This is a genomic window from Citrobacter sp. CK191, assembly GCF_030333435.1.
Taxonomy (GTDB): domain Bacteria; phylum Pseudomonadota; class Gammaproteobacteria; order Enterobacterales; family Enterobacteriaceae; genus Citrobacter_B; species Citrobacter_B koseri.
Map to the genome: position 1 here is coordinate 11,449 of NZ_JAOWFX010000028.1, position 21,843 is coordinate 33,291.

19 protein-coding genes are annotated in these 21,843 nt (G+C 54.3%); 10 read left to right on the forward strand and 9 right to left on the reverse strand.

The genetic code is table 11. The annotated features are described in order from the left end of the window. Positions 1 to 90: 90 nt before the first annotated feature. The 6 genes from galM to modE form a co-directional block, all read right to left on the reverse strand. Positions 91 to 1,131, reverse strand: coding sequence for a galactose-1-epimerase (gene galM, locus OGV82_RS07320; protein WP_047458037.1), 1,041 nt, complete (start codon positions 1,129 to 1,131; stop codon positions 91 to 93). After that, complete coding sequence (gene galK / locus OGV82_RS07325) at positions 1,125 to 2,273, reverse strand: galactokinase (RefSeq protein WP_047458033.1); 1,149 nt, start codon at positions 2,271 to 2,273, stop codon at positions 1,125 to 1,127. The genes galM and galK overlap by 7 nt, the downstream gene beginning before the upstream one ends. 3 nt (positions 2,274 to 2,276) lie before the next feature. After that, the gene (gene galT / locus OGV82_RS07330; RefSeq protein ID WP_047458030.1) at positions 2,277 to 3,323 is read right to left on the reverse strand and encodes a galactose-1-phosphate uridylyltransferase; all 1,047 of its coding nucleotides are present in this window, start codon (positions 3,321 to 3,323) and stop codon (positions 2,277 to 2,279) included. Positions 3,324 to 3,332: 9 nt separating this feature from the next. Further along, entirely contained in the window at positions 3,333 to 4,349 is a 1,017-nt protein-coding gene (gene galE, locus OGV82_RS07335) for a UDP-glucose 4-epimerase GalE (RefSeq protein WP_024130520.1), read from the reverse strand. 218 nt (positions 4,350 to 4,567) lie between these two features. Further along, on the reverse strand, positions 4,568 to 6,040 hold the full coding sequence (modF, locus tag OGV82_RS07340) for a molybdate ABC transporter ATP-binding protein ModF (RefSeq protein WP_047458028.1): 1,473 nt from the start codon (positions 6,038 to 6,040) through the stop codon (positions 4,568 to 4,570). 67 nt (positions 6,041 to 6,107) lie between these two features. Continuing rightward, the gene (modE, locus tag OGV82_RS07345) at positions 6,108 to 6,896 is read right to left on the reverse strand and encodes a molybdenum-dependent transcriptional regulator (RefSeq protein WP_012133223.1); all 789 of its coding nucleotides are present in this window, start codon (positions 6,894 to 6,896) and stop codon (positions 6,108 to 6,110) included. A gap of 128 nt (positions 6,897 to 7,024) precedes the next feature. On the opposite strand from modE, the gene OGV82_RS07350 reads away from it, so the two are divergent. The 4 genes from OGV82_RS07350 to modC all read left to right on the forward strand — a co-directional run bounded on the left by OGV82_RS07350 (position 7,025) and on the right by modC (position 9,938). Further along, positions 7,025 to 7,174 carry an AcrZ family multidrug efflux pump-associated protein gene (locus tag OGV82_RS07350; protein ID WP_024130518.1) on the forward strand — a complete coding sequence of 50 codons (150 nt, stop codon included), beginning with the start codon at positions 7,025 to 7,027 and terminating at the stop codon, positions 7,172 to 7,174. 240 nt (positions 7,175 to 7,414) lie between these two features. Continuing rightward, on the forward strand, positions 7,415 to 8,188 hold the full coding sequence (gene modA, locus OGV82_RS07355) for a molybdate ABC transporter substrate-binding protein (protein WP_012133221.1): 774 nt from the start codon (positions 7,415 to 7,417) through the stop codon (positions 8,186 to 8,188). Further along, positions 8,188 to 8,877, forward strand: coding sequence for a molybdate ABC transporter permease subunit (gene modB / locus OGV82_RS07360; protein WP_047458025.1), 690 nt, complete (start codon positions 8,188 to 8,190; stop codon positions 8,875 to 8,877). Before modA ends, modB begins: the two co-directional genes overlap by 1 nt. Before the next feature lie 2 nt (positions 8,878 to 8,879). After that, on the forward strand, positions 8,880 to 9,938 hold the full coding sequence (gene modC / locus OGV82_RS07365; protein WP_012133219.1) for a molybdenum ABC transporter ATP-binding protein ModC: 1,059 nt from the start codon (positions 8,880 to 8,882) through the stop codon (positions 9,936 to 9,938). On the opposite strand, the gene OGV82_RS07370 is transcribed toward modC, so the two are convergent. After that, a complete protein-coding gene (locus OGV82_RS07370) occupies positions 9,939 to 10,757 on the reverse strand; it encodes a pyridoxal phosphatase (RefSeq protein ID WP_101744301.1) in 819 nt (272 codons plus the stop codon). A gap of 163 nt (positions 10,758 to 10,920) precedes the next feature. Between OGV82_RS07370 and pgl the strand changes: the two genes are divergently transcribed. After that, positions 10,921 to 11,916 carry a 6-phosphogluconolactonase gene (pgl, locus tag OGV82_RS07375; protein ID WP_047458023.1) on the forward strand — a complete coding sequence of 332 codons (996 nt, stop codon included), beginning with the start codon at positions 10,921 to 10,923 and terminating at the stop codon, positions 11,914 to 11,916. A gap of 59 nt (positions 11,917 to 11,975) precedes the next feature. Here the strand turns inward: pgl and OGV82_RS07380 are convergent, their stop codons facing one another. After that, positions 11,976 to 12,914, reverse strand: a complete 939-nt coding sequence (locus OGV82_RS07380) for a LysR family transcriptional regulator (RefSeq protein WP_047458020.1) — start codon at positions 12,912 to 12,914, stop codon at positions 11,976 to 11,978. A 198-nt stretch (positions 12,915 to 13,112) separates the two neighbouring features. Between OGV82_RS07380 and OGV82_RS07385 the strand changes: the two genes are divergently transcribed. From OGV82_RS07385 to OGV82_RS07395, 3 genes are all read left to right on the forward strand, one after another. Next, a complete protein-coding gene (locus OGV82_RS07385; RefSeq protein ID WP_047458015.1) occupies positions 13,113 to 14,168 on the forward strand; it encodes a 4-oxalomesaconate tautomerase in 1,056 nt (351 codons plus the stop codon). 85 nt (positions 14,169 to 14,253) lie between these two features. After that, entirely contained in the window at positions 14,254 to 15,687 is a 1,434-nt protein-coding gene (locus OGV82_RS07390; protein WP_012133213.1) for an anion permease, read from the forward strand. 84 nt (positions 15,688 to 15,771) lie between these two features. Further along, entirely contained in the window at positions 15,772 to 18,030 is a 2,259-nt protein-coding gene (locus OGV82_RS07395) for a hydratase (protein WP_101744302.1), read from the forward strand. 72 nt (positions 18,031 to 18,102) lie between these two features. Here OGV82_RS07395 and OGV82_RS07400 read toward each other — a convergent pair whose 3' ends face one another. Then, a complete protein-coding gene (locus OGV82_RS07400) occupies positions 18,103 to 19,386 on the reverse strand; it encodes a putative acyl-CoA thioester hydrolase (protein ID WP_012133211.1) in 1,284 nt (427 codons plus the stop codon). A gap of 231 nt (positions 19,387 to 19,617) precedes the next feature. On the opposite strand from OGV82_RS07400, the gene hutI reads away from it, so the two are divergent. Next, complete coding sequence (gene hutI / locus OGV82_RS07405; protein ID WP_047463727.1) at positions 19,618 to 20,841, forward strand: imidazolonepropionase; 1,224 nt, start codon at positions 19,618 to 19,620, stop codon at positions 20,839 to 20,841. Further along, positions 20,838 to 21,779: a formimidoylglutamase gene (gene hutG / locus OGV82_RS07410; RefSeq protein WP_012133208.1), complete on the forward strand. Its 942-nt coding sequence runs from the start codon at positions 20,838 to 20,840 to the stop codon at positions 21,777 to 21,779. The genes hutI and hutG overlap by 4 nt, the downstream gene beginning before the upstream one ends. Positions 21,780 to 21,843 lie beyond the last annotated feature (64 nt).

Genomic DNA, 21,843 nt, shown 5'->3' on the forward strand with positions numbered 1-21,843 from the left:
GCGATTTTGTCTTTGAGTGGTGGGGATTTGAGCAAAGCGACGCGCCACAGGCCCGATAGCTGGCACCATCGGGCCTGTTATGGCTCATCGTCAGGCCGGAATAAACTGATATTCCGTCAGGCTGGCGTACTCGTCGCCGGGATGCAACACGCAGTCAGGTTGCGGCCATTCCGGGTGGTTCGGGCTGTCTGGCAGAAATTCGCTTTCCAGCGCCAGGCCTTGCCAGTCGGCATAAGGTTCAGGCCCGCGCGACGGTGTGCCGCCCAGATAGTTGCCGGAATAGAATTGCAGCGCCGGAGCGGAGGTATAAACCTTCATCTGCAATTTCTCATCCTGCGACCACAGATGCGCGGCTGGCTGGCTGGCATCGCCTTTGGTCTGCAATAAAAAGGCGTGATCGTAACCTTTTACCTTGCGCTGATCGTCATCGGCAAGAAACGCGCTGGCGATGGTTTTTGCGCTGTGGAAGTCGAACGAGGTTCCGGCAACGGATTTCAGCCCGTCGCGTGGAATACCACTTTCATCAACCGGCAGGTACGTATCAGCCAGAATCTGTAGCTTGTGCTGGCGTACGTCTGACTGCTCGCCGTCCAGGTTAAAGTAGACGTGATTGGTCAGGTTCACCGGGCAGGGCTTATCTACCGTCGCTCGATAGGTAATGGAGATTCGGTTATCGTTGGTGAGACGATACTGCGCGGTGGCGCAGAGATGGCCGGGGAAGCCCTGATCGCCATCGTCAGACGTCAGTGCAAACAGCACCTGACGATCGTTCTGGTTGACTATCTGCCAGCGACGTTTGTCAAAGCCGTCCGGCCCGCCGTGCAGTTGGTTTTCACCCTGGCTCGGCAGCAGACTGACGGTTTCACCCGCCCAGGTGTAACGGCTGTTGGCAATGCGATTGGCGTAGCGGCCAATCGATGCACCAAGAAAGGCGGCCTGATCCTGGTAATATTCCGGGCTGGCGCACCCCAGCAACGCTTCACGGACGCTGCCATCGGTTAGCGGGATACGGGCGGAAAGTAGTGTGGCGCCCCAGTCCATCAGCGTGACCACCATCCCTGCATCGTTGCGCAGGGTGAGCAGGCGGTACGGCTGACCATCGGGCGCCAGTGCGGGCGTTTCGTTTAGCACTGTCCGGCTCCTTGTGAGGGTTTGCATACGTAAAACGTTTCTTTGATTCCGGTTTTCGCTTCATACTGCGTGGCTACGGCCTGCTGTACGGCAGGAACCAGCGCTTCCGGGATCAACGCGACGACGCAGCCGCCGAAGCCGCCGCCGGTCATGCGTACGCCGCCTTTATCGCCGATGGTCGCTTTCACAATTTCGACCAGCGTGTCGATCTGCGGGACGGTGATTTCGAAGTCATCGCGCATTGAGGCGTGAGATTCCGCCATCAATTCACCCATGCGTTTCAGGTCGCCTTTCTCCAGCGCGCTGGCGGCTTCAACGGTACGGGCGTTTTCGGTCAGTACGTGGCGAACACGTTTGGCGACAATCGGGTCCAGCTCGCTGGCCACCGCGTTGAACGCCGCAAGGCTGACATCGCGCAACGCCGGTTGCTGGAAGAAACGCGCGCCCGTTTCACACTGCTCGCGGCGGGTATTGTACTCGCTGCCCACCAGCGTACGTTTAAAGTTACTGTTGATGATCACCACCGCCACGCCTTCCGGCATGGAAACCGCTTTCGTACCCAGCGTGCGGCAGTCAATCAGCAGGGCATGATCTTTTTTACCCAGCGCGGAGATCAGCTGATCCATAATGCCGCAGTTGCAGCCGACGAACTGATTCTCCGCTTCCTGGCCGTTGAGCGCGATTTGCGCGCCATCCAGCGGCAGATGGTACAACTGCTGGAATACGGTGCCGACCGCGACTTCCAGCGACGCAGAAGAACTGAGTCCCGCGCCCTGCGGCACGTTGCCGCTGATAACCAGATCCGCGCCGCCAAATGCGTTATTTCGTTTTTGCAGATGCTTTACCACGCCGCGCACGTAGTTTGACCACTGCTGGCTGTCGTGGGTAACGATCGGCGCATCAAGGGAGAATTCATCAACCTGGTTGTCGTAGTCAGCCGCAATCACGCGCACTTTGCGATCGTCACGCGTGGCGCAGCTAATCACCGTCTGGTAGTCGATAGCGCAAGGCAGCACGAAGCCGTCGTTGTAATCGGTGTGCTCGCCGATCAGATTGACGCGACCAGGCGCCTGAATGGTGTGGGTAGCAGGGTAGCCGAAAATTTCTGCAAACAGAGATTGTGTTTTCTCTTTCAGACTCATTATTTAAACTCCTGATTCGCGAAAATGAATGTCGCTGACCGCGCGCAGACGCTCCGCCGCTTGTTCTGCCGTCAGATCGCGCTGGGTCTCCGCCAGCATTTCATAACCGACCATAAATTTACGGACGGTCGCGGAACGCAGCAGCGGTGGATAAAAGTGCGCGTGCAGCTGCCAGTGCCCGTTCTCTTCACCGTTAAACGGCGCGCCGTGCCAGCCCATGGAGTAGGGGAAGGAGCACTGGAACAGGTTGTCATAACGACTGGTCAGCTTTTTCAGCGCCAGCGCCAGGGAGTCGCGCTGATCGTCGGTCAAATCGGTAATGCGCAGCACATGCGCTTTGGGCAGCAGCAGCGTTTCAAACGGCCAGGCCGCCCAGTAAGGCACGACCGCCAGCCAGTGCTCGGTTTCAACCACCGTACGGCTGCCGTCCGCCAGTTCGCGCTGCACATAATCCACCAGCATTGGGGAGTGCTGTTCGGCGAAGTAGGCTTTTTGCAAACGATCTTCACGCTCGGCTTCGTTCGGCAGGAAGCTGTTGGCCCAAATCTGGCCGTGCGGATGCGGGTTGGAGCAGCCCATCGCCGCGCCTTTATTCTCAAAAACCTGCACCCAGGGGTAGGTTTTTCCCAGATCGGCAGTCTGTTCTTGCCAGGTTTTGATGATGTCCGTCAGCGCGGGGAGGCTCAGTTCCGGCAGCGTCTTGCTGTGGTCGGGAGAAAAGCAGATCACGCGGCTGGTGCCGCGGGCGCTCTGGCAACGCATCAACGGGTCATGGCTGCCCGGCGCGTCCGGGGTGTCAGACATCAGCGCGGCAAAGTCATTTGTAAAGACATAGGTGCCGGTGTAATCCGGGTTTTTATCTCCGGTTACCCGCGTATTGCCCGCGCACAGGAAGCAGTCCGGGTCATGGGCGGGAAGCGCCTGCTGAGATGGCGTTTCCTGCGCCCCCTGCCAGGGGCGCTTTGCGCGATGCGGTGAAACCAGAATCCACTGTCCGGTTAGCGGGTTAAAACGGCGATGTGGATGATCGACAGGATTAAATTGCGTCATGACATGTCCTTAGTCTGGATATCCCTGCGGATGGCGTGACTGCCAACGCCAGGTGTCCTGTGCCATTTCGTCAAGAGTGCGGGTTACGCGCCAGTCCAGTTCGCGGTCGGCTTTGCTGGCGTCCGCCCAGTAGGCCGGAAGGTCGCCTTCACGGCGTGGGGCAAAATGATAAGCAACGGGTTTACCGCAGGCTTTGCTGAAGGCGTTAACCACATCCAGCACGCTGTTGCCAACACCGGCGCCAAGGTTGTAAATATGCACGCCTTGTTTGCCAGCCAGTTTTTCCATCGCGGTTACGTGGCCGTCGGCAAGATCCATCACATGGATGTAATCGCGCACGCCGGTGCCGTCTTCGGTAGGGTAGTCGTTGCCAAAGACCGCGAGCGATTCGCGACGGCCAACGGCGACCTGGGCGATGTACGGCATCAGGTTGTTAGGAATGCCCTGCGGATCTTCGCCCATATCACCTGACGGATGCGCGCCGACCGGGTTGAAGTAGCGCAGCAGGGCGATGCTCCAGTCCGGCTGCGCTTTTTGTAGGTCGGTCAGGATCTGTTCGACCATCAGTTTACTTTTGCCATATGGGCTCTGCGGCGTGCCGGTCGGGAAGCTTTCGACATAAGGAATTTTGGGCTGATCGCCGTAGACGGTGGCGGAGGAGCTGAAGATGAAGTTTTTGACATTGGCGGCGCGCATGGCGCTGATTAAACGCAGCGTACCGTTGACGTTGTTGTCATAGTATTCCAGCGGTTTGGCGACGGATTCGCCCACGGCTTTCAGACCGGCAAAGTGAATGACGGCGTCAATCGCGTGGTCATGCAGAATTTCAGTCATCAGCGCTTCGTTACGAATATCGCCTTCAACGAAAGTTGGGTGCTTACCACTTAATCGCTCGATAACAGGCAGTACGCTGCGCTTACTGTTGCAGAGGTTATCAAGGATGATGACATCGTGACCGTTTTTCAGTAACTGTACACAAGTATGACTTCCAATGTAACCGCTACCACCGGTGACCAGTACTCTCATAATTCGCTCCGTTAAGCCTATGGTATGGAATAACCATAGCATAACAAAGATGCGAAAAGTGTGACATGGAATATATTAGTGGAATCGTTTACACTTCGGTTTTTTCACCCGCCGACGACTGTTATTTAATGATAAATCATATGCTTTAAGAATGATTGCGCCTTTTATCTGAAAAAGCAGTGAAAAAAGGGGCGTGGTCGCACGCCCCCAGTGAACCGCTAACGCAGCGTCGTCTGTTGATAGCGGTAACTCTCGCCTTCCGGTACAAACTCCAGCCGATGGGTAATGCAGCCTGGGGCGTCTTCCGCGTGATGGGAGACAAACAGCAACTGCGTTTCTCCCTCGCTAATCAGTACATCGACAAAGCGGCGAACGAGTTGACGATTCAGCGGGTCCAGGCCTTGTAATGGCTCATCAAGAATCAGCAGCGTAGGGTGTTTGACCAGCGCACGGGCGATCAGCGCCAGCCGTTGTTGCCCCCAGGACAGGCTGTGGAAAGGCGCATCCGCAGTGCGTTTGTCCATTCCCAGAATATCCAGCCATTGCTGCGCCAGCTTGTGCTGCCTGTCGGAAACCGCCTGGTAGATGCCAATCGAGTCAAAGTAACCGGAGAGAATGACATTACGCACCGTGGTGCTGACGCGGTAATCCAGATGCAGGCTGCTGCTGACATAGCCGATATGTTTTTTGATATCCCAGATTGTTTCACCACTCCCGCGACGGCGGCCAAACAGCGTCAGGTCGTTGCTGTATCCCTGCGGATGGTCGCCGGTGATTAAACTTAGCAGGGTGGATTTTCCCGCGCCGTTAGGCCCGACAATCTGCCAGTGTTCACCCGGATTCACCTGCCAGCTCAGATGATTAAGAATAGGGCGGTCGTTATAGGAGACGACGCCATCGTTGAGAATAATGCGCGCCGCGCCGTCCGGCAGGGCGTGACGGGCAGAAGGTTCATCCGGTTCGGGCAACTGTACGCCTTCCAGTCGTTCGCTATGCGCGAGTTGGGCAATCAGCGCCCGCTGGAGCAAATCCGCTTTTTCCCCCGTTTCCGTTAACGTACAGTCGGCAAGGACTCCCGCATACTGAACGAATTCGGGGATCTCATCGAAGCGGTTTAACACCAGCACCAGCGTGTAGCCCGACTGGTGCAGCGTGGCGAGAAGATCCGCCAGTTGCTGGCGGGAGGCGACATCCAGCCCGTCAAACGGTTCATCGAGGATTAATAAATCCGGTTCTGACATCAGCGCCTGACAAAGCAGCGTTTTGCGCGTTTCGCCCGTAGAAAGGTATTTAAAACGTCTGTCGAGCAGAGAAGAAATGCCAAACTGCTGCGCCAGTTCGGCACAGCGGGCGGGATCGCTCACCTCATCCTGAATGATTTCTGCCGTAGTACGTCCGGTGTCGTCTTCGCCAGGGCTGAGCAGGTCGGTGTTATTGCGCTGCCATTCATCGCTGACCAGTTTTTGCAACTGTTCGAATGAGAGGCGGGTGACGCGCGCGAACTGAGACTGGCGCTCGCCTTTCAGTAGCGTCAGTTCTCCCGCCAGCGCGCGGGCCAGCGCCGATTTCCCGCTTCCATTGGTGCCGACAAAAGCCCAGCTATCCCCCGCCTGCAACGTCAGCGCACTTAACTGAAGTGTTTTTGTGTCGCTCAGGCGAAACGTACCTTGCGAAATATGCAATGATGACATTTTGTATCCCATTTTTTGCAGCGATGAATGACAGGGATACGTGTTCAAAGAACAGATGTCAATGCACTTAGCACAACGTAGCGATAATCACTCTGTCAGCATTAAAATATGCCGTCACGTTAGCACCTTCTTCCAGCGTGGCGGTCTCTTCAACAGGCAGGGTGGCGCATAACGTCTGGCCGTCAGGTAATGTCATGAGGACTTCGCACTGCTCGGCGCCGCGTTCAATATGGCTGATGGTTCCCTGAAGCTGGTTGTCGGCAGCCCGGGCAATCGCCTCGTCCTGGGTAATGCCAACCCACGGCGCTTTCAGCAGGATCAGGACTTCTTTACCTTCATCAAGGCCAAGACGCTCGCCGCTTTGCGCAGTAATGGCGACCTTCAGTCGCGTTTCGCCGTCGGCCAGCAGCACATCGACATGCTGTTGAACCTGATCGTGATCGCGCGCGGTAATGGTGCCGAACCACTGGTTACGGGCGCTGGTTTGCAAAGAGAAACGGGAAATGGCGGCCAGCAGGCTGTCGAGCGGCAGGGCGTCGTCGTCGCTCAGCACGTCGAACGCTTTTTGCTGAATCTGGGCGAGCAAATCGTAAAGCTGGATCAGGCGCTGACCGTAGCGAGTCAGTATCGCGCCGCCGCCGCCTTTGCCGCCCGTTGCGCGCTCGACGAGCGTCTGCTCGCTGAGTTGGTTCATCTCGTTAATGGCATCCCAGGCGCTTTTGTAGCTGATGCCCGCATCTTTCGCCCCCTGGCTGATGGAGCCGGAAAGCGCGATATGCTTGAGCAGCGAAATGCGGCGGGGGTCCGCAAACAATTTTTGTTGAAGTTTGAGTGTAAGGAGGATTTCGGCCTGCATAACAAGATCCTGGCAAAAGGGTTATTGTGACGGAAAACCGCTTCCGCGCAAAGTCGACCGCACAAAAGGGGAGTGCTTTTCTCATTTATGCAGTTAGAATATCAAAAGAATCCTATCTGGAGTTGACCATGTTAGAGTTATTGAAAAGTCTGGTATTCGCCGTAGTCATGGTTCCGGTGGTCATGGCCATCATTCTGGGGCTGATTTACGGTCTGGGTGAAGTGTTCAACATTTTCTCCGGTATCGGTCAGAAAGACCAGTCCAGACAGAACCATTGATTTTTAAACGCCCGCTCAGTCGGGCGTTTTACTTTCTTCGACTTTCAGGCCGCATTTTTGTTGGCTGTGCCTGTGAGTCTCAGCGCAACCCGAAATCCATTGGGTAGCGCCCCTCAAGATCCTGCTTTTCCTGCCGATATTTTCTTTGCGTAACCTCAATTGGGTATCAATAACTTCTGGGAAAAACCTTATTTTCTCGCTATATTTGCGCCTACATAACGACACTCAAAGGAGTTACAGATGGCACGTACATGGTTACGCCTGTTTGCTGGGGCAACATTATCTCTGACTGTTGCCGGACATGCGCTGGCGGATGAAGGGAAAATCACCGTATTCGCGGCGGCTTCGCTGACCAACGCAATGCAGGATATTGCGGTTGAATACAAAAAAGAGAAGAACGTTGACGTTGTCTCTTCATTTGCCTCTTCTTCTACGCTGGCTCGCCAGATTGAAGCGGGAGCACCAGCGGATCTGTTTATCTCTGCTGACCAGAAATGGATGGACTACGCGGTAGACAAAAAAGCGATTGATACCGCAACGCGTGAAACGCTGCTTGGCAACAGCTTGGTTGTGGTCGCGCCAAAAGCCAGTGAACAGAAAGACATCACCATCGACAGCAAAACCAACTGGACGACTCTGCTGAATGGCGGTCGTCTGGCGGTGGGCGACCCGGAACACGTTCCGGCTGGCATTTATGCAAAAGAAGCGCTGCAAAAACTGGGCGCATGGGATACCCTGGCGCCGAAACTGGCTCCTGCGGAAGACGTGCGTGGCGCACTGGCGCTGGTGGAGCGTAGCGAAGCACCGCTGGGCATCGTTTACGGTTCTGATGCCGTTGCCAGCAAAGGCGTGAAAGTGGTTGGCACGTTCCCGGAAGATTCCCATAAGAAAGTGGAATACCCGATCGCGATTGTTGATGGACACAAAAACGCAACGGTCAGCGCGTTCTATGACTACCTGAAAGGACCGCAGGCTTCCGAAATCTTTAAACGTTATGGATTTACGACGAAGTAATGATACTGACTGATCCAGAATGGCAGGCCGTTCTACTGAGCCTGAAAGTTTCTTCCCTGGCCGTGTTGTTTAGTCTGCCGTTTGGGATCTTTTTTGCCTGGTTACTTGTGCGATGCAAGTTTCCAGGCAAAGCGTTGCTCGACAGCGTACTGCATCTGCCGCTGGTTTTACCGCCCGTGGTGGTCGGTTATCTGCTGCTTGTCGCGATGGGCCGACGCGGATTTATTGGTCAGTGGCTTTATGACTGGTTCGGCATTACCTTTGCCTTTAGCTGGCGAGGCGCCGTGCTGGCGGCGGCGGTGATGTCTTTCCCGTTAATGGTTCGCGCTATTCGTCTGGCGCTTGAAGGGGTCGACATTAAGCTGGAGCAGGCCGCCAGAACGCTGGGCGCAGGACGCTGGCGTGTTTTCCTCACCATTACGCTACCGCTGACATTGCCTGGCATCATCGTCGGAACCGTGCTGGCGTTTGCCCGTTCGCTCGGCGAGTTCGGCGCTACCATCACTTTCGTGTCTAACATTCCGGGTGAAACCCGCACCATTCCTTCCGCGATGTATACCCTGATCCAGACCCCTGGCGGCGAAAGCGCGGCGGCGAGATTGTGCATTATTTCTATTGTGCTGGCGCTGATCTCATTGTTGATTTCGGAATGGCTGGCGCGTATCAGCCGTGAGCGCGCGGGGAGATAAACATGCTGGAACTCAATTTCTCCCAGACGCTGGGCACCCACTGTCTGACGCTCAATGAAACGCTACCTGCCAATGGGATCACCGCTATTTTTGGCGTTTCCGGCGCCGGGAAAACATCGCTGATCAATGCCATCAGCGGACTGACGCGCCCGCAAAAAGGGCGCATTGTGCTCAATGGTCGCGTGCTTAATGATGTTGAAAATGGCATCTGCCTGACGCCGGAAAAACGGCGCGTCGGTTATGTGTTCCAGGATGCCCGACTGTTTCCGCATTACAAAGTGCGTGGCAATCTGCGCTATGGCATGGCGAAAAGCATGGCCGGACAGTTCGACAAGCTGGTGGATCTGCTCGGTATCGAACCTTTGCTGGAGCGTTTGCCTGGCAGCCTTTCCGGCGGGGAAAAACAGCGTGTGGCGATTGGCCGCGCGTTGCTGACCGCGCCGGAGCTACTGTTGCTTGATGAGCCGCTGGCTTCGCTGGATATTCCGCGCAAACGCGAACTGCTGCCGTATCTGCAACGCCTGGCGCGCGAAATTAATATCCCCCTGCTGTACGTCAGCCACTCGCTGGACGAGATTTTACATCTGGCGGACAGAGTCATGGTGCTGGAAAACGGGCAGGTGAAAGCGTTTGGCGCGCTGGAAGAGGTCTGGGGCAGCAGTGTGATGCACCCGTGGCTGCCGAAAGAGCAGCAGAGCAGCATCCTGAAAGTGAGCGTGCTGGAGCATCATCCGCATTATGCAATGACCGCGCTGGCGCTGGGCGATCAGCACCTGTGGGTCAACAAACTGGAAGAGCCGCTGCAAACCGTGCTGCGTATTCGTATTCAGGCCTCGGACGTGTCGCTGGTATTACAACCACCGATGCAAACCAGTATCCGTAATATCCTGCGGGCAAAAGTGGCAAACTGTTATGACGATAACGGGCAGGTGGAAGTCCAGCTTGAAGTCGGCGGGAAAACGCTGTGGGCGAGAATCAGCCCGTGGGCCAGGGATGAGCTGGGCATCAAACCTGGCCTGTGGCTGTACGCGCAAATCAAGAGTGTTTCAATTACCGCCTGATTACAGCAGGTGGGTATAAATAAACTTCGCAATGCTGTCCGTGGTGTTATCGCCGATCACGATATTCGCCCGCGTTTTCACCGCGTCGTCAGCATTGCCCATCGCGACGCCGGTGCCTGCCGCTTCCAGCATACTGATATCATTGTAGTTATCGCCAAACGCCACCACATTCTCCATCGACCAGCCCTGCGCTTCAATCCACTGGGTAAGGCGCTTCCCTTTGCTGTTCCCTTTACGCGCGATATCCACCTGATCGTGCCAGGACCATTCGCACTCCAGACCCAGCTGATGCTCAACCTGCTGCACGAACTGTTGCAGTTTTGGCAGATTTTCATCGGTCAGCGCGAATTTCCAGACGGCGTTGACGTCGCGTGCCGACTGTGCCAGCGACGGCACCTGAGTAAAGGTCGGGCGCTGTTCCGGCGGCAGCGTCTGCGCCCAGTTAGCGGTACGGATCACATGGCCGGTCGGGCGTTCATAAACCATCGCGTCATCAACGTACATCAGACCGTGAATCTGATGCGTATCCAGCAGATCAATCAATTGCAATGCCTGATCGACAGGCAGCGGATCGGCCTCAAGAACATTTTTTGCTTGATAATCATACAAGTAAGTGCCATTACAGCAAATTGCAGGTGTATCCAGCGCCAGTGCCTGATAAAAAGGATGAATCGCAACGTGATGACGGCCAGTGACGATGATAAGTTGGTAGCCTGCCTCTCTGGCGCGAGAGAGCGCCTCAAGCGAGGAGGGGAGCAATGTTTTTTTCGGCGTCAGTAAGGTGCCGTCTAAATCCAGGGCAATCACACGAGCGGTCATAGGGAGTTCCAGATTAAGGTTGAGAATTTTGCCTGTGGGAATGGTACACCGAGACGGTTGGCCGGACAAAATTCTGAGCGTTAATTCAGCATTCACCGTTAAAAGCGTCTACGTTAAGCTGTATTCCGCAATTGCAGACAGTTGCCATAAGGAAGGAGTAGTCATGAAGCAAACCGTTTATACCGCCAGCCCTGAGAGTCAGCAAATTCACGTCTGGAGCCTGAATCATGACGGCTCGCTGAAGCTGGTGCAGGTGGTTGATGTGCCGGGGCAGGTTCAGCCGATGGTGGTCAGCCCTGATAAGCGCTATCTCTATGTTGGCGTCCGTCCTGAGTTCCGCGTGCTGGCTTACCGTATTGCGCCGGATGACGGCGCGCTGACCTTCGCGGCGGAGTCCGCTCTGCCGGGTAGCCCAACCCATATCTCTACCGATCATCAGGGCCGTTTTGTGTTTGTTGGCTCGTACAATGCCGGTAACGTCAGCGTGACCCGTCTGGATGATGGCCTGCCGGCTGGCGTGGTGGATGTCGTTGAAGGGCTGGAAGGGTGCCACTCAGCGAATATCTCGCCGGATAACCGGACGCTGTGGGTGCCTGCGCTGAAGCAGGATCGCATTTGCCTGTTTACGCTCAGCGACGACGGCAAACTGGTCGCCCAGGAACCGGCGGAAGTCACCACCGTTGAGGGGGCCGGGCCGCGCCATATGGCGTTCCACCCGAACCAGCAATATGCCTACTGCGTGAATGAACTGAACAGCTCTGTTGATGTCTGGGAGCTGAAAGATCCGCACGGCAATATTGAATGCGTGCAGACGCTGGATATGATGCCTGCCGATTTTTCTGACACGCGTTGGGCGGCGGATATCCATATTACGCCGGATGGCCGTCATCTGTATGCCTGCGACCGTACCGCCAGCCTGATTACCGTTTTTAGCGTTTCTGAAGACGGCAGCGTACTGACGAAAGAGGGCTTCCAGCCGACCGAAACGCAGCCGCGCGGCTTTAACGTCGATCATAGCGGTAAGTACCTGATTGCCGCCGGGCAGAAGTCACACCATATTGCGGTGTATGCCATTGCCAGTGAGCAGGGGCTGTTGACGGAGAAAGGCCGTTATGCGGTAGGCCAGGGGCCAATGTGGGTCGTGGTTAACGCGTATTAATATTCCGTGACGTTGTGCCCGGTGGCGCTCGCTTACCGGGCCGTCGGCCGGATACGGCGTTATTGTTGCCGCTGTGGTTCAGCAAAAGGCGTCCACAGCGTGTCTTTATCATCAGCCCAGACATTTAAAAGCAGAGAGAAAAAACGCTCTGCCGGAGGAGAGAGAACGGCGTCCTTGCGCCGGATAATCCCTAACGTGCGTCTGATAACGGGTTCGATCAACGGGATCCCGATAAGCGTGGGATGCACTGTCTGAGGCATTGCCAGCCCCGGCAGCGCAGAAATACCCAGCCCGGCCTCAACCAGGCCAAGCGAGGTCGATAAATGACGAACCTCGTAAAACCAGTCCAGCTTCCAGGGTTTATCCGCCAGATTGTGCTCAATAAGCAGCCTGTTACCGCTGGATGACCGCACGCCAATCAATTTGTAGCCCACCAACTCCTGCCATTCGACCAGTTGCTTACTGGCTAAGGGATGGTTTCGTCGACAGGCCAGAACAAACGGTTCATTCACCAGCGGGGTGAAGTCAATAGCAGAATTTGTGATGCTGTTCATATTTATGCCGAAATCAGCTTCGTTACCCAACACCGATTCCATGCAGTTGTTCGTACCTTTTTCAAGAATTCGTATTTTGATATTGGGGTACAACTCATTAAATTTTCCGATAGCAAGGGGTAGAAAATAGAAAACAGCGGTCGGAATACAGGACAATGTGATCGTGCCGTGGTGATAAGCATTCATTTCGCGAACATTAAAAAGAGCTTCATCCAGTTTTCTTATTAATTCTCTGGCTTCCGGTAACAGCATCCTCCCCGCTTTTGTTAATTCTACTTTACGTGTTGTTCTCTCAAAAAGCAGGGTATGTAAATCATCTTCCATCTTTTTTATTCTGCGAGTTAATGCAGGTTGCGTAATGTTAAGTAATTTAGCGGCTTTGTTAAATGATCCTGCCTCTGCCAGTGTGACAAATGCCTTCATACTTGATAATTCGTGTTTCATCATAACTCCAGAAAATAGAATCCAGGGATTCCCTGATTTGCTGCCCCAGGAGAGAAAAACGTAGTTTATATGTAAATTATCCGTCTTGATTAATGCAAATAAATTATCAATCATAAATTTAAAGTCATTAGCCTCTCTATTCTGCGCGTGCAACCATGTCCTCATTAACGCTAATGTTTTTTAATTGAGGGCAATGTTATGAAAAAAATTCCCTGCACGTTGATGCGAGGGGGAACATCCAGAGGGGCGTTTTTATTAGCAGAACACCTTCCTGAGGAGAGACAGCGGCGCGATGCCATATTGATAGCAATTATGGGATCGGGGAATGAGCTGGAAATAGATGGCATTGGCGGCGGTAATCCGTTGACCAGTAAAGTGGCCATTATCCGTCGTTCGGATGACTCGAAAGCAGATATCGACTATTTATTTGCTCAGGTTCTGGTACATGAACACCGCGTTGATACCACGCCGAACTGTGGAAATATGCTTTCCGCGGTAGGCGCATTTGCGATTGAACATGGCTTAATTGAGACTACGCCGCCCGTCACGCGCGTGCGTATACGTAATGTAAATACAAATACGTATATCGAAGCGGACGTGCAGACGCCGGACGGCGCCGTTGAGTACGAAGGCCAGGCAAAAATCGATGGCGTACCGGGAACGGCTGCGCCCGTGGCACTCACGTTTTTGAACGCTGCTGGCGCCAAAACCGGGCAAATTTTCCCGACCGGTCATCGTGTCGATCATTTTGATTCCGTTGCCGTCACCTGTATTGATATGGCGATGCCGGTGGTCATCATCGCTGCCGAAGATATCGGTAAAACGGGTTATGAATCCCCTGCGGAACTTGATGCCGATACTGAATTATTGCGCCGCATTGAATCCATCCGTTTGCAGGCGGGTAAAGCGATGGGGTTAGGCGACGTCAGCAATATGGTTATTCCTAAACCGGTGCTTATTTCCCCGGCCAGACGGGGTGGGACGATCAATGTGCGCTATTTTATGCCGCACTCCTGCCATAAGGCGCTGGCGATTACTGGTGCTATCGCGCTTGCCAGTAGCTGTGCGACAGACGGGACGGTCGCCCACCGGATGACGCAATTGACGGACTATGGCGATATAAATATCGAACATCCGGGCGGGTGCCTTGATATTCATTTAACAAATGAAGGTAATGAGCCTTCTTCAATACGCGCTTCTGTTATTCGCACAGCAAGAAAGATTTTTGCAGGTGAAGTTTATATTCCTGAATGATGTTGATCTCATTTCGCTGTGATTAAGGAAAATCAAACAATGCCTTTTCTGTATAACGAATACAGATAAATCAGGGTGCAAAAAAATGAATAAAAAATCTATATGGAAGCTAATTATTATATTAGCGATCCCGTGTATTATTGGCTTAATTCCTGCGCCAGCCGGTCTGAGTGAACTCGCCTGGGTTCTCTTTGGCATCTATCTTGCGGCAATCGTGGGGCTGGTGATAAAACCGTTTCCTGAACCCGTCGTATTATTGATTGCCGTCGCGGCATCGATGGTCGTGGTCGGAAATTTAAGTGAAGGGGCGTTTAAAACGACCAGCGTGCTCAGCGGTTATGCCTCTGGAACGACGTGGCTGGTATTTTCTGCGTTTACGTTAAGCGCCGCGTTTGTCACTACTGGCCTGGGCAAACGCATTGCGTATATTCTGATTGGTAAGATTGGGAATACCACGCTGGGGCTGGGCTACGTTACGGTTTTTCTCGATCTGGTTCTCTCTCCGGCAACGCCGTCAAACACGGCGCGCGCAGGCGGCATTGTTTTACCTATCATCAACAGTGTGGCCGTCGCGCTGGGTTCAGAGCCTGAAAAAAGCCCCCGTCGTGTCGGTCATTACTTAATGATGTCCGTGTATATGGTCACGAAAACGACCAGTTATATGTTTTTTACCGCAATGGCAGGGAACATACTGGCGCTGAAAATGATCAACGATATTTGCCATCTGCAATTAAGCTGGGGGGGATGGGCGCTGGCAGCAATGGTGCCGGGTATCATTATGTTACTGGTGACGCCGCTGGTGATTTATACCATGTACCCACCGGAAATTAAAAAGGTTGATAATAAGACGATCGCGAAAGCCGGGCTTCAGGATCTCGGGCCAATGAAAGGCCGTGAGAAATTACTGCTGGGTATTTTTGTCCTCGCGCTGTCAGGCTGGATTTTCAGTAAACAGCTTGGCGTGGATGAATCAACCGTTGCGATTGTGGTGATGGGCGCGATGTTGTTACTGGGCGTGGTGAGCTGGGATGATGTCGTTAAAAATAAGGGCGGCTGGAATACATTAATCTGGTACGGCGGTATCATTGGCTTAAGCTCTTTATTATCGAAAGTGAAGTTTTTTGACTGGCTGGCTGAACTGTTTAAAAACAATCTCTCTTTTGATAATCATGGTAACGTGGCGTTCTTCGTCATTTTGTTCCTGAGTATTATTGTCCGTTATTTCTTTGCCTCCGGTAGCGCTTATATTGTGGCGATGATGCCGGTATTCGCCATGCTGGCGAATGTCTCTGGCGCGCCATTAATGCTAACCGCGCTGGCCTTATTATTCTCCAACTCTTATGGCGGAATGGTCACGCACTATGGCGGTGCCGCTGGCCCGGTTATTTTCGGGGTCGGTTATAACGATATTAAGTCCTGGTGGCTCGTCGGCGCGGTTCTGACCATCTTAACGTTCCTGGTACATATCACGATTGGTATCTGGTGGTGGAACATGTTGATTGACTGGAACATGCTGTAATCAACCGTCAGCGTTCATTTTTATTATTAATGACATGGTCTGTTGTCCGTGCATGGAAACATGCACGGCAATGTGGAGTAATGAATGATTAAGTTATATGACAAAGGGATTTATCTCTCCGGTAACAATGAGATAATTGCAGAAGAACAGTATTGCGGTAATGTACAAAAAGAGGAAGCCCAAAAAGGCACCATAGCATGGTCCATTTTTGCGTCTCATAATACGTCAGGAAATATGGATAAACTTAAAATCAAGTTTGATTCGTTAACCTCCCACGATATTACCTATGTAGGCATAATTCAGACCGCAAAAGCGTCCGGGATGGCGCGTTTTCCATTACCTTATGTTCTCACAAACTGTCATAACTCATTATGCGCCGTTGGTGGAACCATTAATGGCGATGATCATCTTTTTGGACTCTCCGCCGCGCAGCGCTATGGCGGTATTTATGTGCCGCCCCATATTGCGGTCATCCACCAATATATGCGTGAGATGATGGCGGGCGGTGGAAAAATGATTTTAGGCTCAGACAGCCACACGCGCTATGGCGCGCTGGGGACGATGGCCGTAGGGGAGGGCGGAGGTGAACTCGTCAAACAACTGTTGAATGATAGCTGGGATATCGATTATCCGGGCGTCGTGGCGGTATATCTGACGGGAAAACTGGCGCCAGGCGTTGGCCCGCAGGATGTGGCGTTAGCCATCATTGGCGCCGTATTTAAAAATGGCTATGTCAAAAATAAGGTCATGGAATTTGTGGGGCCGGGCATTAGCGCAATGTCCACGGACTTCCGTAACAGTGTTGATGTCATGACCACGGAGACGACCTGCCTGAGTTCGGTGTGGCAAACGGATGATGAAACCCGTAGCTGGCTGGCGTTACATGGCCGTGAACCGGACTATCGACAGCTGAATCCGCAGCCAATGGCCTGGTACGATGGCTGTATTTATGTTGATTTGAGCACAATTAAACCGATGATCGCGCTACCTTTCCATCCGAGCAATGTGTATGAAATCGACACATTAAATGAGAATTTGACGGATATTCTGCACCAGGTAGAAATTGAGTCTGCGCGCATTGCCCGTGGGAAAGCCAAAATCTCGCTGCTGGATAAAGTTGAGAAGGGGAGATTAAAGGTGCAGCAGGGAATTATTGCCGGATGCTCAGGCGGTAACTATGAGAACGTCATTGCGGCGGCGAATGCGTTGCGCGGTAAATCGTGTGGTAACGAGACGTTCTCACTCGCGGTTTACCCCTCTTCACAGCCTGTATTTATGGATCTGGCGAAAAAAGGCGTGGTGGCCGATTTAACTGGCGCGGGCGCAATCATCAGAACCGCTTTCTGCGGCCCATGCTTTGGCGCTGGCGATACGCCCGTTAACAACGGGCTGAGCATTCGCCACACCACCCGTAACTTCCCGAACCGTGAAGGTTCGAAACCGGGTAATGGTCAAATGTCCGCGGTTGCGCTGATGGATGCGCGTTCTATTGCGGCGACGGCAATAAATGGGGGCTATCTGACATCCGCCGCTGAACTGGACTGCTGGGAAAACGTTCCTGACTATGCGTTTGATCCCACTCCGTACAAAAACCGTGTCTATCAGGGTTTTGTTAAAGGGGCGACGCAGCAATCGCTCATCTATGGCCCGAATATCAAAGACTGGCCGGCGCTGGGGGCGCTGACGGAAAATATTCTGCTCAAGGTGGCGTCAAAAATTCTTGATGAAGTCACAACGACGGATGAGCTGATCCCGTCCGGGGAGACCTCGTCTTTCCGCTCAAACCCGGTTGGTCTGGCGGAGTTCACCCTGTCACGCCGCGATCCAGACTATGTTGGCCGAAGCAAAGCAACCGCGACGCTGGAAAAACAGCGTCTGGCAGGCGAGGTGAGTGAGCTGGAGCCGGTCTTTGCCCGTATTCGCACGATTGCGGGCCAGGAAAACACCGATCCGTTAGCCACCGGGATTGGCAGCATGATTTATGCCGTTAAGCCGGGAGACGGTTCCGCGCGTGAACAGGCGGCAAGCTGTCAGCGCGTGATTGGCGGTCTGGCGAATATAGCTCAGGAGTATGCGACGAAACGCTACCGTTCGAATGTGATCAACTGGGGAATGTTGCCGCTGCAAATGGCGGGTGAGCCTGGGTTTGACGTCGGGGATTATATTTACATTCCTGGCGTCCGTACGGCGCTGGATCAATGCGCAACCACCTTAAAAGGCTATGTGATTCATGACGATGAAATCACGGAAATCAGTCTGTATCTGGAAAGCCTGACCGCCGAGGAACGTGAAATTATCAAAGCGGGAAGTCTGATTAATTTCAATAAAAACCGTCAGATGTAAAAAAAGGTCGTCACGCCCGGCGTGACGACCTTTTCTCTTTTATCTGGCCTGAAGAATAATCGTCAGCAGATATTATTGCTTCGGTTCGGCAACCACTTTACTGCCTAAACCCCGGTTGTTGTATTCCCACATCCGGTTAAAGTTCGTGTCGTTCAGGTTACGCTGTACCTCGTCTTTATCATCCTTCGCGCCAGTATTCCCGGCAAAAGGACGTTTGGAGATAACGGCGTCAGCCCACGGTTTCGCCATATTGAACCCTTCGTTAATCACGCTATCGCGGATAACGACCTGACCGTTGGTGTTGGCATCCACATCCAGCGAACGACCTAGTTGCGCGACGCCATCACCTGCGGCGGTAAAGCGGCTGTTGGTGGCGAGGAAACCGTAATAAATATTCGACAGCGTTGCCGGAGCGAAAACATACGCTTCCTGCTGGGTACGGGAGTTCACCACACGGAAATCGGTGTTATCGAACACCACTGCGCCGCGACCGGAAACCATATCCACATCCCCTTCAATGTAACTGTTCGTCACCAGCGTGCGTGGTTGGCGATCGTTTTGCAGACGGTTCTGCACGCCGCTGTTGGTCACGAAGAAGGTATTCTGGCGACCCAGAATGTTCACTTTATTAATCTGCACTTTGTCGCCGTCAGTGCGTAAGGCCACTGCCGGATGGTTGCCGGCGTCAACGCTGTCACCGAGATTGTTTTCGATGGTCAGATTTTGTAACTGCAAGCCGTCATTCTGTGACCAGACTACCGCAGAACACATCACGCCAATGCTGGCGCCGCGTTTGCTCTGGCAGTTATCAAACATATACCACGCAGGTTTGCCCGGCATGTATTTACCGCCCGGGTTCACTGAACGACGCCAGTCGGTCGTGCTCATTTCGCCGTCAATCGCCTGGCCGATTTTCACATCAATCGCGTTCTCGCCCGTGCCGTACAGCGTCAGGCTGCCAGGCGCCGCCGGGATATACACGGTTCCCTGATACTCGCCCGGCATAATGGCGATGTACAGACGCTTGCTGCTGCGCTGCGTAATTGCTGCATCTACCGCCGCCTGAATGGTGGTGTGCGTCACGCCTGGCGTGCCAGCCGGGCCGACAACGAAGTCAGGTTGCGCAGGCAGCGTAATGGCGGAAGGCGTCCACGGCGCCGTATTCGGCGTCAGTGACGAGAAATAGTGTGCAGCAACGAAATTTTGCGCTTCGTTCGCCGACAGGATCGGACGCGAGGAGGTGCCTGGCGCGGTCTGATCGGATGGGATTTGATCGGGCGGCGTAGAGCTACAGGCGGTCAGCGTCACGCCAAAAGCCAGTGCCAGCGCCAGACGGGAAACCGAAAATGTGTTCACAGGTTGCTCCGGGCTTTGAAAGTTAAATTAATTCCATTGAAGCCTGCTTTTTTATACTAAGTTGAGCGAAACGGGAAGGTGAAAAGGTAAAAAGTTCTTTTTTAGACGCCGCGCACCCGATGTTCCAGGCAAGTACATCACAAATAAATAACATTCATGGCCTGTAAGATTGACAACCCCGGCAGAATAAAAAATAAATGTATAGACAACCCATGACAAGTGATGAACCCAATGGCGCAACTTTTACCTGATGACACGATCTGGCGGAATGGCCGACTGGCGACGATGGATACTGAACGCGGTAGCCCTTATGGGATGGTGGACGATCATGCGCTTGTCGTCCGCCAGGGCCGGATTCTGGATATTGTGCCTGCGTCGTCGCTCAACGCCGCGCACCGCAATACCGTGGATCTGCAAGGCCGACTGGTCACGCCCGGATTGATTGACTGTCACACCCACCTGATTTTTGGCGGCACGCGCGCCGGGGAGTGGGAGCAGCGGCTTAACGGCGTGTCGTACCAGCAGATCAGCGCGCAGGGCGGCGGTATCAACGCGACCGTCGCCGCGACCCGGACGGCCTCTGAAGATGAACTTTTAACTGTTGCGCGCGCGCGGATGGCGCGATTGCTGCAAGAAGGCGTTACGTTGCTGGAGGTGAAATCCGGCTATGGCCTGAATTTCGCCACGGAAGAGAAAATGTTGCGCGTTGCCGCTGCGCTGGCGCATGAAAACAGGGTGGAAATCAGTCCTACCCTGCTGGCGGCACACGCGACGCCAGCAGAATACCGTGACGATCCCGACGGCTATATCACGCTGGTTTGCGAAAGTATTCTGCCCGGATTATGGGCAAAAGGGCTGTTTGAGTCGGTGGATCTTTTCTGTGAAAGCGTGGGGTTTAACCTGGCGCAGAGTGAGCGGGTATTTCAGGCCGCTCAGGCGTTGGGCATTCCGGTAAAAGGGCACGTTGAGCAGCTCTCCTTGCTGGGGGGCGCGCAACTGGTGAGTCGTTATCAGGGGTTATCCGCCGACCATATTGAGTATCTGGATGAGGCTGGCGTGGCGGCGATGAGTCGCAGCGGCACCGTGGGCGTTCTGCTGCCGGGGGCGTTTTATTTCCTCAAAGAGACGCAGCGCCCGCCGGTGGCGTTGCTCCGCCACTATGGCGTGCCAATGGCGGTTGCTACGGACTTTAACCCCGGCACCAGTCCGTTTATCAGTTTGCATCTGGCGATGAACATGGCCTGCGTACAGTTTGGCTTAACGCCGGAAGAGGCGTGGGCGGGCGTGACGCGGCATGCTGCGCGCGCGCTGGGTCGGCAGACGACGCATGGGCAATTGAAAGCGGGATATGTCGCTGACTTTGCCGTATGGGACGCTGAGCTTCCGGTTGAAATCCTTTATGAACCGGGGCGCAACCCGCTCTGTCACCGTGTATTCAGAGGAGAAGTAACATGACGCAATGGCAACCCGCATCTCCCACGCTCTGGCAGGGGCGTGATGACAGCGCCGAGGCGGCTAACGCGCTGCGTCTCTTTCAGACGGTGACGCGCAGCCCGACGTTTTCTCCCGAAATGTATCGTGAAAAAATCGCCTTGCTCGGCTTTGCCTGTGACGAAGGCGTGAAGCGAAACCAGGGGCGGCCTGGCGCCGCTGGCGCGCCGGATGCCCTGCGCCGGGCGCTGGCGAACCTGGCCTCTCACCACGGCCACGATCGGCTGGTGGATTTAGGCAACATTATTGCGCAAGCCCCCGATCTGGAAGGCGCGCAGCAGGCGCTTCGCGATGCGGTACGGCGCTGCCAGCAGGCGGATATGCGCACGTTTGTGCTAGGCGGCGGACATGAAACGGCGTTTGGGCATGGCGCGGGGCTGCTTGATGCGTTCCCGCATGCCAGAGTCGGCATTATTAATCTTGATGCGCATCTGGATCTGCGTCGGGCTGACCACGCCACCTCCGGTACGCCGTTTCGCCAGTTGGCGCAATTATGCGATGAACAACAGCGTGAGTTTCATTACGCCTGCTTTGGCGTCAGTCGGGCGGCAAATACGCAGGCGTTATGGGATGAGGCGCAACAACGCGGAGTGACCATCGTAGAAGACGTGGATTGTGATACCGCTCAGGCGCCGTTGGCGCAGGTTATCGACAGCGTGGATAAGATCTACCTGACCATCGATCTTGATGTGCTGCCCGCCTGGGAGATGCCCGCAGTGTCTGCGCCCGCAGCGCTCGGTGTGCCGTTGGCGACGGTGATGCGGCTTGTCGATGCCGTTTGTCGCAGCGGTAAGCTACAGGCGGTGGATATGGTTGAATTTAATCCGCGCTTTGACGATGATGGCAACGCCGCGCGTGTTGCGGCACGCCTCGGCTGGCAAATCGCACACGGGTGGCGTTAATCGCGATGTTTGTCCGGCACAAAATCGCGTTACAGGCCGGATAATGCCATCCGGCAAATAAAAT

Bases quoted from the DNA above. Each gene is read 5' to 3' on its own strand.
- galK (WP_047458033.1), bottom strand. From the start codon at position 2,273: ATGAGTCTGAAAGAGAAAACACAATCTCTGTTTGCAGAAATTTTCGGC.
- galT (WP_047458030.1), bottom strand. From the start codon at position 3,323: ATGACGCAATTTAATCCTGTCGATCATCCACATCGCCGTTTTAACCCG.
- galE (WP_024130520.1), bottom strand. From the start codon at position 4,349: ATGAGAGTACTGGTCACCGGTGGTAGCGGTTACATTGGAAGTCATACT.
- modF (WP_047458028.1), bottom strand. From the start codon at position 6,040: ATGTCATCATTGCATATTTCGCAAGGTACGTTTCGCCTGAGCGACACA.
- modE (WP_012133223.1), bottom strand. From the start codon at position 6,896: ATGCAGGCCGAAATCCTCCTTACACTCAAACTTCAACAAAAATTGTTT.
- OGV82_RS07350 (WP_024130518.1), top strand. From the start codon at position 7,025: ATGTTAGAGTTATTGAAAAGTCTGGTATTCGCCGTAGTCATGGTTCCG.
- modA (WP_012133221.1), top strand. From the start codon at position 7,415: ATGGCACGTACATGGTTACGCCTGTTTGCTGGGGCAACATTATCTCTG.
- modB (WP_047458025.1), top strand. From the start codon at position 8,188: ATGATACTGACTGATCCAGAATGGCAGGCCGTTCTACTGAGCCTGAAA.
- modC (WP_012133219.1), top strand. From the start codon at position 8,880: ATGCTGGAACTCAATTTCTCCCAGACGCTGGGCACCCACTGTCTGACG.
- OGV82_RS07370 (WP_101744301.1), bottom strand. From the start codon at position 10,757: ATGACCGCTCGTGTGATTGCCCTGGATTTAGACGGCACCTTACTGACG.
- pgl (WP_047458023.1), top strand. From the start codon at position 10,921: ATGAAGCAAACCGTTTATACCGCCAGCCCTGAGAGTCAGCAAATTCAC.
- OGV82_RS07380 (WP_047458020.1), bottom strand. From the start codon at position 12,914: ATGAAACACGAATTATCAAGTATGAAGGCATTTGTCACACTGGCAGAG.
- OGV82_RS07385 (WP_047458015.1), top strand. From the start codon at position 13,113: ATGAAAAAAATTCCCTGCACGTTGATGCGAGGGGGAACATCCAGAGGG.
- OGV82_RS07390 (WP_012133213.1), top strand. From the start codon at position 14,254: ATGAATAAAAAATCTATATGGAAGCTAATTATTATATTAGCGATCCCG.
- OGV82_RS07395 (WP_101744302.1), top strand. From the start codon at position 15,772: ATGATTAAGTTATATGACAAAGGGATTTATCTCTCCGGTAACAATGAG.
- hutI (WP_047463727.1), top strand. From the start codon at position 19,618: ATGGCGCAACTTTTACCTGATGACACGATCTGGCGGAATGGCCGACTG.
- hutG (WP_012133208.1), top strand. From the start codon at position 20,838: ATGACGCAATGGCAACCCGCATCTCCCACGCTCTGGCAGGGGCGTGAT.